The sequence below is a fragment of the Candidatus Protofrankia californiensis genome (assembly GCF_900634765.1).
GTDB lineage: Bacteria > Actinomycetota > Actinomycetes > Frankiales > Frankiaceae > Protofrankia > Protofrankia californiensis.
The window spans coordinates 1-13,063 of the sequence record NZ_CAAAFT010000008.1 but is presented as its reverse complement, the minus strand read 5'-3'; the positions used below and the strand labels follow the sequence as shown (position 1 = coordinate 13,063).

Genomic DNA, 13,063 nt, shown 5'->3' with positions numbered 1-13,063 from the left:
GGCCAGCAGGTCACGGCGGCGTACGTCCACCCACACCCGGCCCGGCCGGTGCAGGCGGATCCGGACGTCGTCGACGCGCAGCGCGTGCGCCAGCGGGGTGGTGATGGCCTCCAGGTCGTCGGGGGATTGGCCGTGGCGGAGCTGGACGAGCAGGGAGTCCCGGGCCGCCGTGGTCCGGATCCGCAGCAGCCGGGGCCACTGTTCGGTGTCCGTGTCGGTCACGGTCAGGTTGTGGCGGGCCATCAGCCGGCCCCAGCGGGGGGCGTAGCGGGTCCACCGACGCCACCAGGACCGCAGCCGTAGGCCCAGCCAGCGGCGGTAGGAGTCGGGAGAGACGATCCGCCAGACCAGCGCGGAGAACACCAGCAGCGCCAGGGCCAGCAGGGGCAGCACCCAGCCGGCCCGGTCCACCAGCAGCAGCCCGGCGAGCAGGGCCAGCGAGGTCCGCCGGTAGCGGACGAGCAGCCGGAGCATGCCCGTCAGACCGTTACGGACCGCCCAGCCGGTCAACTTGACCAGCGCGTCCCCGATGCTGTCCTGCGGGGAGATCCCGAGGGGGGTCCGCCGTCGGGTGGTGACCCGGGCCGCCGGGTCGAGGTCCGCGAGCAGGGTGCCCAGATGCCGCCGGGTCATGACGCCCCCGGGTGGTGGCGGGCCGCGTACAGCAGCTCATCCAAATATTCTTCGAGGTTCATCAGCGCTTTCATGGCCGCGTGCAGCAGCCCCCGGAAATCCTCGTCCTGGATGTGACCGAAATGGGTGATGACCCGGGCGATATCGTCCGCGGACGCGGCTACCGTTCCTTTCGCGGAACGGATCAGTATGGCGGCATCGCCCGAGGTCCACGGGGCCAGTCGATACGCGGGAATCATGAATGTTCACCTTTCCTCGGATGGGCGCGTGAGCGCGCACGCTTATCGCGGGAGATCGGGACGGGCGGTGTGCCAGGCTTCCGCGCAGGTTTTATGGCAGGGTTTCCCGCGGGGGCTGCGGCAGAGCGCCGGTTGGCCGCACAGGACACAGGGTTGGGCATCCCCGACACTGCCGGTGGTCCGCCAATCCAGCAGGACCCGCCGGGTGGTCATCGGCGGGAGCGGGCCCGCCGGCGTGGTTCCAGGGTGAGCGGTGGGGAGGCTTCGGCGGCGCGGACCAGCGGAATCGGTACGGCCGGGGGTCGGTCGTCGGTGTCGAAGGACAGCGCCAGCTGTGTGCCGCTGGTGGTGCGGGGGTGTCGTCGGGTGGCCATGGCCGGTCAGACCCCGTGGAACGGGTCGAGGTTCAGGCCGGCAGCGTCTGACCAGGCCCGGCGTGCCAGCAGCCAGGTCATCTCCAGGCCGGGAATCCGGGCCCGCACCAGGTCGATCACCTTGCGCAACGCGGTGGCGGTGTCCGGGTCCGAGGTGTCGCAGTGCAGCCCGAGGAGGACCACCAGCGTGCTCCGCCACTCGTCCAGTTCCGCGAACGCCCGGCTATGGGCGGCATGCAGGTCAGCGGCGGACAGCATGCCCGCGAGGGGGTCACCGGCCGGGGTGTTCTCGAGGGTGGGTGTGGTAGACATGACGGTGGCTCCGTTTCTGACGCAGGGAACAGGGCAGGCCGGCCCCGGCAGGTCGGGAGGAGCGGGCAAACTCATGACCTGACCGCCGGAGCCGGTAGCACCGTGAGACGATCAGTTCAGGGTGCGGTACTCCGACCACGCCTGATGTTCGACGTCGCGGGCCGCGCGGATACCCGCGTCCGAGCAGCCCGACCGGCGTCGGGCGTTGGCGTCCGCGCGGGCCTTGTCCGATCGGGCTAACGCCGCCGCGCGTTGGATGTCCCGGTTGCTTCGAGCCATGGTGATACTCCGTTCCTGTCGCAGGGAAAAGGGAACAGCACCCGGGTGCGGGCAGGAGCGGGCAACGCGAAAACCCGCACCCGAGGGTGCGAACGGCTTTCCTAGGCGGCAGCCTTGGCCGCCCGCCCGGCGGGTGCGTGCATCCCGGTTGCGCGGATCGAATGGGCCATTCGGCCGGTCGACCGGTTCACGTACGGGGCCACGGTCAGGTTGTCGAACTCGACCGGCCGGAACGGCAGGCCCGGCAGCGCGTCCGGGGGAGTCGGCTGCACCTTCGCCGCAATCCGGATCTTCACCGACCGCGATGACGCCCGTGCCTCCGGGTCCGCGTCGTGTACGGGCACATCCCACAGCAGCAGACCGCTGTCCTTGTCCGCCTTCTGCCGCCGTGATGCCGCCGGCACTTTCTCATCGAACTCCGACACTGGCTCGACCGGGCCGGTCACGAACGCGCCGTGGGGGAACAGGTCATCGAATGAGATCTTGAACTCGCGGGGAACAGGCATGGCTGACGTCTCCTTAAGGATGATCTATGATCTCAACTGGTAGGCACGTCCTGTCCAGTACGACCACTGTAGCAAACTGGTAGGGACATGTCTACCAGTTGTCTGGACAGGACATGCCGACGTGCCGACCAGTACCCTTGGCTGTGTCCAGCAGCGGCAGCGGCACCCAGGAGGCCCCAAGCGAGACCTTCCCGCAGCCTAGGAAGGAAGGTGACGCAGAATGACACCGATCGATCGAACAAGTGATCGACCCGCGTATCAGCAAATAGCGGATGAGCTTCGCGAAAAGATCGTAACTGGCATACTTCCCGAGAAGGCGAAGCTCCCTTCCGAGCGCGAACTCTCCGAAGAGTATGAAGCCGCGCGCGTTACGGTTCGGCAGGCAATTGCGGTTCTCCGGGGCGAAGGTCTAATATCCGCCGAACACGGACGTGGAATATTCGTTAGGCAACGACGCCCTATTCGAAGGATTGCACAGAAAAGGCTTTCTCCTAAGGCACGATCCCTGAATCAGAGTGCGTTCCTCGCGGATACAGCGAACGCCGAATATGAACCCTCCGTGAAGGTAGCCATATCGGTTGAAGGCGCAGACAGTGCGACGGCTGAAATTCTCAACATCGATCCAGGCGACGAGGTCCTAGTTCGGGATCGCGTGATGCTCGCGGATGGTGAGCCAGTTCAACTAGCAACATCGGTATTTACGCGGAAGCTCGCTGGCGGAACACGGATAGAGCAGGAAGACACCGGCCCTGGTGGGGTACACGCTCGGCTAGCCGAGCTAGGACGTGAGCCTGTCCGCTTCGTCGAGAAAATAACCGTCCGGATGCCTAGTCCAGAGATCAGAAAAGAGCTTCGGATAGACAACGGCATCCCTGTTATCCATATAATCCGTGTCGCGCTTGACAAAAATAGCCTTCCAGTTGAAGTGAACTACATGACCCTTGCAGCCGATCGATACGAACTCGTATACGAATTTTCCTTCGAGAGCGAGAACTGAACGATCGAGAGCTCTGTGCCAACTTTCCTTACTTGTTCAAGGGCGGGGGCTTCGCCCCCGCCAGGCACGGCCCGACGCACACGACACGCAGCGCGCGGGTGCCCGGTCGCTTCCGCCGCGCTACACGGGGCCCCGCCTCCCTCCGGTCGGCACCCCGTGGCGCGTCGGGCGACCACCCGCGCGGCGCGTCGGAGCATCGGGCCGTGCCCCGGATCTGTAGCAACCGCTGTAGCAACACGCACGGATGGCACCAGACGATCACGAACTGTTGCGGATTCCGATACCAGGGCATAACCGTTTCAACTGGGATGAAGCCCTGCCTACGGATCAAGAGGTTGGGGGTTCGAGTCCCTCCGAGCGCACGCTGGTTGAGGCAGGTCAGAGCCCCGCAGCCGATCACACGGCGCGGGGCTCTGGGCTTTTTTGATCTCTAGTACTGCAGTTTGTACTGCAATTGAAAACGATCAGCGCTCGGGCGCTCCGACGCCATCCATGCCATCGTCACGTTCCGTAGCATCCGGCCGAGTCCACGGAGCCAACCGGCCAAGGAGGCCGTCCACCCATGCTCGCCGGCCGCTCACCGATCCGGTTCACCCGCCTGCCGCTTGAGACGAGGATCTCGACGCCTGGATCGCCCGAAAATCGTCGATCATGAAGGATGGCTAATATATCCCATCGCAAACGATGTCAGCATTCCGTCCCGCACACCGCCGACCCGGATGTCGGCCGCACCCCGGGAGGGCGAGATGCCGCCCGCCAACGGCCTCTACAGGGTTTCCTGGCAGTTACTCGAACGGGACGAAATGTGCGCAGCGCTGCGCGCCCGTGACTTCGGCGCGGCCTTCCGGCTGATGAAGCAGTACGACGGTGCCAGCCAGGACCGCATCGCCTCCCCTGTGGAAGGACTCACCCAGAGCCGCGTCAGTCGGGTCATGCGCGACAAGGAACGCATCATCTCCATTCACCTGATCGAGCGTATCGCCGACGGCCTCCGCATCCCTGGCCATCTGCTCCGCTTGGCTCCGCGCCCGTGGGAGATCCCCGACCCCGCATCCGGACCAGCACCGCCGAACGCCTGCGGGGACGCTCCCGCGCCTGTCACGCCCACCGCGCTCACGACGCCTGAGGGTCCGGTGCCCCCGCCGGCCAACTACACCGGACGGGAACGACTCCCGTTTGTCGAGATCGACATTTCCGCCGATGACTCAGCGCAGCGGTCACCAAGTCCCCACTCGATCGGTAGACCCCTCGCCGGCCACGCTGGCGAGGTACGGTCAGTGGCGTTCGCAGCGGACGGACGCGCCCTGGCCAGCGGTAGTGTCGATGGGATGGTGCGTCTGTGGGATGTCACGGACCCGGCTGCACCGCACCCGAGCGGCAATCCCCTCACCGGCCACACTGACGGGGTGATGTCCGTGGCGTTCGCGCCGGACGGACGCACTTTAGCCACCGGTGGCGCCGATGGAACCGTAAGGCTGTGGGATATCACGGACTCGACCGCAGCGCACTCGAGTGGCAATCCCCTCACCGGCCACACCGGCGGGGTGATGTCCGTGGCGTTCGCGCCGGACGGACGCACTTTGGCCAGCACCGACCGCCGAAAAGTATGGCTGTGGGACGTGACCCGCCCTACCCGGCCACGCCGGATCCGTGCCTGGTCCACCGGTCACGTCAACGGGGTGCGGCCGGTGGCGTTCGCGAAAGACGGGAGCACGCTGGCAACCGGCAGCGCCGACGGGACGGTGCGGCTGTGGAATGTCGCGGAGCCGCATTCAGGCGGCACGCCCCTTACCGGCCACAACGGCGAGGTGCGGTCGCTGGCATTCGCGCCGGACGGACGCACCCTGGCCGCTGCCACCGCCAACGGCACGGTAAGGCTGTGGGATGTCACAAACCCGGCCGTACCACACCTGAGCGGCAAACTTCTCACCAGCCGCACACACGGGGTGCTGGCAGCGGCGTTCGCTCCGGACGGACGCACTTTGGCTACCGGCAGCACCGACGCGACCATCCGGCTGTGGGATCTCACCGACCCGACCGCGCAAAGGCCGGGCAAAACCCTCGCCGGCCACACCGACAGGGTGACGTCAGCGGTGTTCACGGCCGACGGACGCATCCTGGCCACCGGCAGCACCGACACAACGGTGCGGCTGTGGGCCATATGACCCCCACGGGCCGGCAGCGAACATCGAACGGCGACCTCGCGTGAACCGTCGGTTAGATATTGTATACCGGCAGCCCGGTCCGGCCACCGGCCCTTGTTTCAGTCGGCGTCCTGCTCAAACCAGCCCTCCGGGCATTGTGGGGACTCTTCAAGGGTTACCGGCGGACAGCGGGGAGCGCACCACTGGACCGCATTTGCAAGCACGCGTTGGATGGCCGGGTGATGATAAACCGGGTGAGTCTCGTGACCAGGACTGAAGTAGAATATTCTTCCCTGACCGCGGGTCCAGCACATGCCACTGCGGATCACCTCCCCACCCGAGAAGTTGCTGATGAACAACAAGCTCTCCGGGGCGGGAACGTTGAAGGGCTCCCCATACATTTCATGACGGGAAAGGACGATGGGCCGCGATATCCCGCGCAGAATCGGGTGGTCGGGCATGACCGGCCAGAGGATCTCCCTGTCACCCCCCTCCCGCCAGCGCAGGTGGCAATTCGTGCCCATGAGCCGACGAAAGATTTTCGACAGATGACCGCTGTGCAGGACAATCAGCCCCATGCCCTGCTGAACCCGGTGCTGTAGCCGGTCCACCACTTCGTCCGCGATCATGTTGTGCGCAACATGGCCCCACCACAGCAGTACGTCAGTCTCAGCAACTCGGGCCGGGGGCAGCCCGTGCTCAGGTTCCTGGAGGGTCGCGGTCTCTACCCGCGCCCGCTCCCCGAGTAACCGGCGTAGCGCGGCAGCGATCGTTTCGTGCATCGTCAACGGGTACACCTGCCGCACCTCCTCCTCCTGATCCTGCTTGTTCTCACCCCATACCAGGACCCGCAGCGGACGCCGGAAACCATCCTCTTCCACCATGCCGTTTACTCTCCTCAGATTTCCCGGCCCCGCAAAGCGAACGACTGTTACCCGAGAAATACGAGATCAGTCACACATCCCGGACCCGCGCGGCTGTCCCTCACGGGCCGAGGAGTGTCGAGGCCGGCCGGGCCGATGGGCCGGGTCAGGGTGTCGCGCTGTGGGCGCCGCTGGAAGCGCAGCCGGACGAACCGGTGTGCTTCCGCCTGGACCTGGCAGCGCCGCGCCCGGAAGACGTGCCGCAGGGCTTCGGCCTGCTCTTCCCACTGTTTCGGTGTCTGTCCGGGCAGGAGTTCCACCCGCAGGACGTCCACCGCGCGGGTGGACCGAATCGACCGGATCCGCGGAAAATACTCGTCGAACGTGCCCTGATCGCCGTTTGACACCGGCATGCGGATGGCAAGCCCAGCGCGAACCATCGCCGGACGCCAGCGCCGCCGGTAGACGAAAGTCAGCCGCACCCGGCCCCACATCCACCGGGCCAGCCGGCCGAACGACCGGGCGTGTACCCGCCACCAGGCAACCGCCAGGAGGACCGGCCCGACGAGCAGGACCACCAAGCCCAACGGGCCGAACCGACGGGTGAACAGCAGCAGGCCGAGCGCGACCAACACGGCCACCCGGTGACGCCAGCACCAGCGCACTGTGAGCACCAGGCCCTTACCGGCCACCGCGAGCAGCAGCACCCACAGCGGAACGCGGATCTCGTCTGACCGAGAGGAAACCCGAGGCGTCCCTCGATCGCTGTTGATTTTTGACATGGCAAATACCACCTGTTTCAGAACGCGCGAAGCCACCAGGACCAGAAAGAAACGAGGATGAGAGAAGATCGGACAGGCCAGGAAGCAGCGGAAGGGAAGCAAGGGGTTCTGGGCCGTCTACCTGAAACAGAGCAGCGCCACCGCGCCACCTCCACTCGTCTCGACAATCCAGGAACCGGTCGCGTGCTTTCCGGCTGACAAGGTACACGATCCGCCGCTCGCTAACCGCATTTCAACCGCTATACGATCAAAGTATGTGCGCCTTGTATAGGACCATGCCAGACAGGTCTATCCGACGAGGAAATCCGGGTGGGTTTCATACGAGGTTGGTATGGCTGCCGAACGCCTCCTGTGGCGCCGATTGCTTGATGGCTAATATGCGCGTCATGGCTGACCGGAAAGCGTCCGTCTACACCGCGCGTGGTCCGGCCGAGGGAGAGGACTGGGCCGCCGTGGCCGTGGCGCTCAACGAGCGGATGTCGAGTCGGCGGGTCGGTCAGCAGCAGTTGGCCGAGTTGTCCGGGGTGTCGGTGTCCACGCTGCGTCTCCTTCAGCACGGCGCTGGCCGCCGCGTGCAGAACAAGACCCTCGCCGCGATCGCCCGCGCGCTGGAGTGGCCCGACGACCACCTGATACACATCCTGCTGTCCGGCACCCGGACCGCAGACAGCGAGGCGAGCGAGCCCACAGGTAGGGAGATCCTCGCTGTTCTGGCCCGCGTTGAGGATCGCCTAACCGAGATCCTGACCAGTCTCGCCACGGTCGAACAGACCGTCACCAGGACAGACGGCCCGACGCCGTCCTGAAACGACGAAGGGCCGGACCCTGTGACGAGGTCCGACCCTGCGATCTTCGGAGATGTCAGCTCAGCGCGGAGCGGTCCCGCCGATGTCGTCGGCGGATCATCTGACGGCGCAGCGCATCGGCGACATCGGCTTTCCCCGCTTCATACGCCGCGTGTTCCCCTTCGGTCATCCACCGCCGGCCGTTGCCCGCCCCCATCCGCACCGGGTCGAGTTCAAGCATCGCCCGCAGGAACGGCCCGGGAATCTGCCGGCGGGACAGCCGCGCGCCGGAGGCTTCGTAGACGAGGACCACGTCAACGTCCCCGAAGGCCTCAGCGAACCGCAGGCCGGACGGCATCTCCGCCATCGCCGCGTGCAACGCCTGCGCCGACGAGCCCGCCGGGACCACCAGCGCCCAGGCGTCCACGCCCCAGGGCAGCAGGCCCACCCCCGGTTCCTCATCTGCCCGGCACGGGCCACTCGTCCACGTCATCGTGAACTCCCGTGGCCGTTCCGCGGATTCGCTCCGGTCTGTCTGGTCCTGGTCCATGGCATTCGCCGTGCCCCTCATCCGTCGTGTCACCTCACGGTCTGGACGCCACCCCGTCCCGCGGAGCCCGGCTCTACGTGGACACGGAGCGGGGTGGCCTGTACCCAGCCTCACCCGACGACGGGTTGTCACGAAATGTCGATATGACATACACGTCTCGTATGGACCGTTGACAGCGCGTCGACGCCGCGATCGGGTGGCGAGCGGTTGCCGGCCGGTTGCCGAACCCGCGAAAAACGGTTGCCGTACAAGGCCCATACCGGTTTGGCATAGCCGCGTTAGTCTGTGCGTGCTTTCCGCTCACGCCACCCGCCGTGGGCGTCCGGCCCCGGTGGGACGTGGAGGTTCGCCCCGTGACGCACACCCCCGACGTGCCGGTCGGGTCGTACCGGGTGTCCGCCGAACTGTTGGCCCGGCCCGACTTCCGCGCCGCCTGCTCCGTCCGCGACTTCGGGACGATCTTCCGCCTGATGCGCAAGTACGACGGCGCCAGCCAGGACCGGATCTCCTCACCGGTCGACGGCCTGTCGCAGTCACGGGTGAGCCGCATCGCGCGTGGTGAAGACCGCATCGCCTCCCTGGACCTCATCGAGCGCATCGCGGACGCCCTACGCATCCCAGGCGGATACTTCGGGCTCGCCCCGCGCCGGTGGGAATCCACCACACAGCCCGCAGGGCCGCAGCCCGTTCCGGCCCAGGCATCCCAACCGGTTGCGACTACCCCGCCCGCGCAGCCGGTCGCGTCGTCGGGTGGCCTGATCGTCGAGGTCGACGAGGCAACGTTGCGGTACGACGACGCGACGTACTACGCGCACCAGATGCGCCGGATCGTGAACACCGGCACCGAACCGGTCACCCGCTACCTGATGCGGATCTCCGTCGACCGCTACCCGGGCGACCCCGAGCGATCGGCCCGGCTGTACCGGGCGAAACCGCTCCGGTGGGACTTCCTGTGGCTGTCCGCCACGTGCAACGGCGAGCCGATGAACTGGAAGATCAAGACCGACTGGGACGCACTCAAGGAAGTCTGGCTCTGCTTCGAGAACTCACAGGGGCACTTTCCGCTCTACCCGGGCGACACCGCCGTCATCGAGTACTCCTACCGGGTGTCGGATGACCGGTGGGGGCCGTGGTTCCAGCGCGCCGTACGGGTCCCGACCCGTTCTCTGTCGGTCCGGCTGGACTTCCCCGCCGAGGTAGATCCGGTGGTGTGGGGCATGGAGACGTCGATGACGGCCGAGGCCCTGCCGTTCCGGACCGCGATCGCGCGCACCGAGACCGCCGGCCGCCGGGTGTTCTCATGGTCAACAGACGAGCCGCCGTTGCACGCCCGCTACCGGCTGGAGTGGAACTTCCGCGCCCAGCCCGACCCCGCCGCCGGGGCCGCCCGCCCGTCCGAGCAGATGGCCGCGGTCGGCATCGTGCAGCAGGGCGCCGAGATCCTGAGCAAGCCCGCTCGCCCGTTCGATCTGCCTGCCGAGGCCGAGGACGCCCGCCGGGTCGTTGCCGAACTCTCCTCCGCGATCGAACGGGTCTCCGCCCTGCACACCTTCGGGAAGGGTATGGGGATCGCCGCCCCGCAGGTCGGGATCAACCGGGCCGCCGCGATCGTCCGCACCGTCGACGGCGACACGATCACTTTGCTCAACCCAACCGTCATCGAGGCCAGCCCCGAGACCGACGAGCAGTACGAAGGATGCCTGAGCTTCTTCGATGTCCGCGGCCTGGTCCCCCGACCGCTCACTCTGCACGTCGAGCACGCCGACATCGACGGAACACGGCGGATCACCGTGTTCGAGAAGGGCCTTGCCCGCCTGGTCGCCCACGAAATCGACCACCTGGACGGCCACCTCTACACCGACAAGATGCGCCCCGGGGTGACCCCGATCCCGGTCGAGCAGTACCGCGGAGTCGGCTCCGCCTGGACCTACACCAGCACATGACCGGCACCCACCCAGCGCGCCCTATCAGCGAGCTTCGGTTCCTCGTGGCCGGCGCCTACGTCCTCGACTGCCTGATCAGCACACCCCGCCCACCGACATGGGGCGACGACCTACGCGCCGACGCCATGCGGACCGTCCCGGGCGGGAAGGCTCTCAACCAGGCCATCACCCTCGCCCGTCTCGGCGCCCAGGTCGCCGCCGTCGGATGCGTCGGAACCGATGTCGTGGGCGAGGCCATCAGGAGTGCGCTCCGCGCCGAGGGCATCGACGTCTCCACCATGGCAGCCATCCCCGAGGCCCCCACACCGGTCTGCGTCGTCTACACCCGCGCCGACGGGGAGAACGCCATGGTCTGGCGTGTCCCCGACGCGCTCAATGTCACCGCCGGCCACCTCACCACCGCCGTAAAAACCAGCGGGCCGGGAGACGCTCTCCTCGTCACCTTCGAATCCCCCGACCAGGCCGCCGGAATCATCACCGCAGCCAGCGATCAGGGCATACGTGTCATCCTGAACCCCGCGCCGCTTCCCAGCGATCCAGCGGTCATCGAGGTTATCCCGTGGGAACACGTCGCCATGCTGGTTCCCAACGAGGCCGAGGCCCGCGCCCTTCTTACCGGGCACTCAGCCGCACACGGCCCCGCCGAGCATCTCGCCGACGCTGTAGCTGACGCACTTGGCGTGCGGACAGTCTGCGTCACCCTTGCCGAACACGGATGTGTTCTCCGGATCAACGGCTCCACCAACGCCTACCCCGCACCACCCGCCGACATCATCGACGTTACCGGTGCCAGCGACGCCTTCACCGCCGTACTCTGCGCCCACCTCATCGCCGGCACCAGTCCAGCCGACGCGGTCCACCAGGCCCAGACAGCCGCAGCCCTCACCATCAGTCGTCCCGGAGCCTACGAAGCACTCCCCACCGCGACGGAGCTGCACCAACAAGCCGTGGGACTGCCGAATTGCTCGATTTAGAGATCAAGGCGGTGGCGGGCCGCGCCCCGCAACCGGCTGCGCGCGGCGCTTGCGCGCCGTGCTCGCCGGCGCGTCGCAACTCAACGCTCAGGCCTAGCCTCTACGCAGCTGAAGCATGGCGATGTGTTCCTGTCCAACGCGTACGTGGTCCAAAGACACGTTCGGATCGTCAGCCGAAGGTGCGAAACGCCATAACTCTCCGGCGTACAATTCTACGCATGATCGAACGAGGGCGCCACATCGGCCAACGGCGTCTAGTTAAGGACGTGTCGAACACAGCCCCCGACACGCGCGCTCGATACAACTATCAGGACGAGTGTCTAGCTCGCCGAATCATTCTGAATCTTAAGAATGGCGATGCTCGGCATTTCGTTGTCGAATGGAGCACGGACTACGCAGTTATCGCACAAAACGACTCCGTTGAACTCGTATCAGTCAAGCACAGAGATCCAAATCAAGGTGAATGGACTGTAGGCGAACTCCGGAAACAGGATGTGATTAGAGGACTATATGATGCATGGAATCTTCAAGGCAGAGACGCGACCTGCCTATTCGAGTCGAATGCAGGATTTCAAGGGGCCCCGGCACGCGCACTATTGCGTGCTTGCTCTACCGCTGACAGCCACTCGATTGCAAACGCAACCCCGCATCTAGCGCGCCTGATCGATGTTTCTCACGACGAGGCACGGATATTTCTGAGCCAGCTTATCCTCAGACCCATGCCGCTTCCGCGACGAAACGAAATTACCGACGTCGCCATTCGCGAGCTGGAGGTTGCCCTCCGGAACCTTGGCTACTCGGACAGATTCGCCAGCAAATGCTATGAGACTCTGCTAGAAAAGATTTCCGAAGTCTCGACTAACCGACCTGCAACACCTCAGGAGTGTCTCGCTAGGCTTGGCGGAATGGCGCGTAAGGGCCCGCGAGATGACTCTGAATATCAGTCTCATGTCATCGACTTGCAGGCAGTCCGCCAGCTACTCCGCGAAATATGTGCCGGCGAGATCCCGGTCGCGCACGCCAAAACTACTGGATTGTTCGATAGCGCGGCTATTTCGAGAGAGCGCCTCCACAATCCCCTTTTCGTAGGCAGACAGCAAGAACTCGAACTCTTGGGGCGTCATCTTAAACCAGGCGAGAATGAGCCAGTTGCACCCGTCGTATTGACTGGCCTTGCAGGATCAGGCAAGACGACAATCGCCCGCGAGTTTGCGGCCACAAACAGCGATAATTTTCACACAGTGCTCATCAATGCGACGGACGAAGGCTCTGTGCTCGAGGGAATCGGGGCCGTTGCTCCCCGCCATGAAGCGCGCCCGCTCTTCGGCCAAATAGGGCCTTCGCCGTTCGAGTTGAATTCAGGAGAAATCCCCGCCGACTCGCACCTGCTGATTATCATCGACGGGATAGACGATCCAAACGCCATTATTAGGATAATTCCAAAGCGTGGATATGCTCGTATAGTTATTACAACCACGTCGCGGCATGTTGATGATGCGTATGTACACATCAACGTCGGAGACTGGTCTCGCCAGGAAAGTGCGGAATACCTGAGTAAGGTCCTGCCCATGTTCAAAACGGAGGACTGTCAAGCTGTCGCATCTACCCTTTCAGACTTCCCGCTCGCCATCGCGACGGCAGCGAACTATATGGGCTCTTCGCAGTTGGCGTGCGGGTGTAGT

Annotated in this window: 12 protein-coding genes and 3 pseudogenes; 6 read left to right on the top strand and 9 right to left on the bottom strand. The window is 65.4% G+C overall.

The annotated features are described in order from the left end of the window. The 6 genes and pseudogenes from DD1DGNOD_RS00345 to DD1DGNOD_RS00330 form a co-directional block, all read right to left on the bottom strand. A pseudogene (locus DD1DGNOD_RS00345) lies at positions 1 to 633 on the bottom strand (hypothetical protein); the annotation flags it as partial. Continuing rightward, positions 630 to 872, bottom strand: coding sequence for a hypothetical protein (locus tag DD1DGNOD_RS00340; protein WP_131765074.1), 243 nt, complete (start codon positions 870 to 872; stop codon positions 630 to 632). The pseudogene DD1DGNOD_RS00345 and the gene DD1DGNOD_RS00340, both read right to left, overlap by 4 nt. Positions 873 to 1,081: 209 nt before the next feature. Continuing rightward, positions 1,082 to 1,246, bottom strand: a complete 165-nt coding sequence (locus DD1DGNOD_RS26290) for a hypothetical protein (RefSeq protein WP_165034710.1) — start codon at positions 1,244 to 1,246, stop codon at positions 1,082 to 1,084. Between the two features lie 6 nt (positions 1,247 to 1,252). Continuing rightward, the gene (locus tag DD1DGNOD_RS00335) at positions 1,253 to 1,558 is read right to left on the bottom strand and encodes a hypothetical protein (RefSeq protein ID WP_131765075.1); all 306 of its coding nucleotides are present in this window, start codon (positions 1,556 to 1,558) and stop codon (positions 1,253 to 1,255) included. Between the two features lie 111 nt (positions 1,559 to 1,669). Further along, positions 1,670 to 1,837, bottom strand: a complete 168-nt coding sequence (locus tag DD1DGNOD_RS26285) for a hypothetical protein (RefSeq protein ID WP_165034711.1) — start codon at positions 1,835 to 1,837, stop codon at positions 1,670 to 1,672. A gap of 101 nt (positions 1,838 to 1,938) precedes the next feature. Further along, positions 1,939 to 2,343, bottom strand: a complete 405-nt coding sequence (locus DD1DGNOD_RS00330) for a plasmid replication, integration and excision activator (RefSeq protein WP_131765076.1) — start codon at positions 2,341 to 2,343, stop codon at positions 1,939 to 1,941. Between the two features lie 220 nt (positions 2,344 to 2,563). On the opposite strand from DD1DGNOD_RS00330, the gene DD1DGNOD_RS00325 reads away from it, so the two are divergent. Next, a complete protein-coding gene (locus DD1DGNOD_RS00325; protein ID WP_131765077.1) occupies positions 2,564 to 3,340 on the top strand; it encodes a GntR family transcriptional regulator in 777 nt (258 codons plus the stop codon). A 746-nt stretch (positions 3,341 to 4,086) separates the two neighbouring features. Beyond that, entirely contained in the window at positions 4,087 to 5,505 is a 1,419-nt protein-coding gene (locus tag DD1DGNOD_RS00320; protein ID WP_165034712.1) for a WD40 repeat domain-containing protein, read from the top strand. Between the two features lie 98 nt (positions 5,506 to 5,603). On the opposite strand, the gene DD1DGNOD_RS00315 is transcribed toward DD1DGNOD_RS00320, so the two are convergent. Together DD1DGNOD_RS00315 and DD1DGNOD_RS00310 are read right to left on the bottom strand one after the other, a co-directional pair. Next, positions 5,604 to 6,368 (bottom strand): ThuA domain-containing protein, encoded by a 765-nt coding sequence (locus tag DD1DGNOD_RS00315; RefSeq protein ID WP_131765079.1) that lies wholly within the window; start codon positions 6,366 to 6,368, stop codon positions 5,604 to 5,606. A gap of 95 nt (positions 6,369 to 6,463) precedes the next feature. Further along, positions 6,464 to 7,129 (bottom strand): annotated as a pseudogene (locus DD1DGNOD_RS00310) (FtsK/SpoIIIE domain-containing protein); the annotation flags it as partial. 377 nt (positions 7,130 to 7,506) lie between these two features. Here DD1DGNOD_RS00310 and DD1DGNOD_RS00305 point away from each other — a divergent pair. Further along, positions 7,507 to 7,935, top strand: coding sequence for a helix-turn-helix domain-containing protein (locus DD1DGNOD_RS00305; RefSeq protein WP_131769180.1), 429 nt, complete (start codon positions 7,507 to 7,509; stop codon positions 7,933 to 7,935). A 55-nt stretch (positions 7,936 to 7,990) separates the two neighbouring features. Here DD1DGNOD_RS00305 and DD1DGNOD_RS00300 read toward each other — a convergent pair whose 3' ends face one another. After that, complete coding sequence (locus DD1DGNOD_RS00300) at positions 7,991 to 8,362, bottom strand: hypothetical protein (RefSeq protein ID WP_241251171.1); 372 nt, start codon at positions 8,360 to 8,362, stop codon at positions 7,991 to 7,993. A gap of 455 nt (positions 8,363 to 8,817) precedes the next feature. Here DD1DGNOD_RS00300 and DD1DGNOD_RS00295 point away from each other — a divergent pair, with 455 nt between their 5' ends. The 3 genes and pseudogenes from DD1DGNOD_RS00295 to DD1DGNOD_RS00285 form a co-directional block, all read left to right on the top strand. Next, positions 8,818 to 10,407: a peptide deformylase gene (locus DD1DGNOD_RS00295; RefSeq protein ID WP_131769179.1), complete on the top strand. Its 1,590-nt coding sequence runs from the start codon at positions 8,818 to 8,820 to the stop codon at positions 10,405 to 10,407. Continuing rightward, a complete protein-coding gene (locus DD1DGNOD_RS00290; RefSeq protein WP_131765081.1) occupies positions 10,404 to 11,381 on the top strand; it encodes a PfkB family carbohydrate kinase in 978 nt (325 codons plus the stop codon). Before DD1DGNOD_RS00295 ends, DD1DGNOD_RS00290 begins: the two co-directional genes overlap by 4 nt. 266 nt (positions 11,382 to 11,647) lie before the next feature. Next, a pseudogene (locus DD1DGNOD_RS00285) lies at positions 11,648 to 13,063 on the top strand (hypothetical protein); the annotation flags it as partial.

Bases quoted from the DNA above. Each gene is read 5' to 3' on its own strand.
- DD1DGNOD_RS00340 (WP_131765074.1), bottom strand. From the start codon at position 872: ATGATTCCCGCGTATCGACTGGCCCCGTGGACCTCGGGCGATGCCGCC.
- DD1DGNOD_RS26290 (WP_165034710.1), bottom strand. From the start codon at position 1,246: ATGGCCACCCGACGACACCCCCGCACCACCAGCGGCACACAGCTGGCG.
- DD1DGNOD_RS00335 (WP_131765075.1), bottom strand. From the start codon at position 1,558: ATGTCTACCACACCCACCCTCGAGAACACCCCGGCCGGTGACCCCCTC.
- DD1DGNOD_RS26285 (WP_165034711.1), bottom strand. From the start codon at position 1,837: ATGGCTCGAAGCAACCGGGACATCCAACGCGCGGCGGCGTTAGCCCGA.
- DD1DGNOD_RS00330 (WP_131765076.1), bottom strand. From the start codon at position 2,343: ATGCCTGTTCCCCGCGAGTTCAAGATCTCATTCGATGACCTGTTCCCC.
- DD1DGNOD_RS00325 (WP_131765077.1), top strand. From the start codon at position 2,564: ATGACACCGATCGATCGAACAAGTGATCGACCCGCGTATCAGCAAATA.
- DD1DGNOD_RS00320 (WP_165034712.1), top strand. From the start codon at position 4,087: ATGCCGCCCGCCAACGGCCTCTACAGGGTTTCCTGGCAGTTACTCGAA.
- DD1DGNOD_RS00315 (WP_131765079.1), bottom strand. From the start codon at position 6,368: ATGGTGGAAGAGGATGGTTTCCGGCGTCCGCTGCGGGTCCTGGTATGG.
- DD1DGNOD_RS00305 (WP_131769180.1), top strand. From the start codon at position 7,507: ATGCGCGTCATGGCTGACCGGAAAGCGTCCGTCTACACCGCGCGTGGT.
- DD1DGNOD_RS00290 (WP_131765081.1), top strand. From the start codon at position 10,404: ATGACCGGCACCCACCCAGCGCGCCCTATCAGCGAGCTTCGGTTCCTC.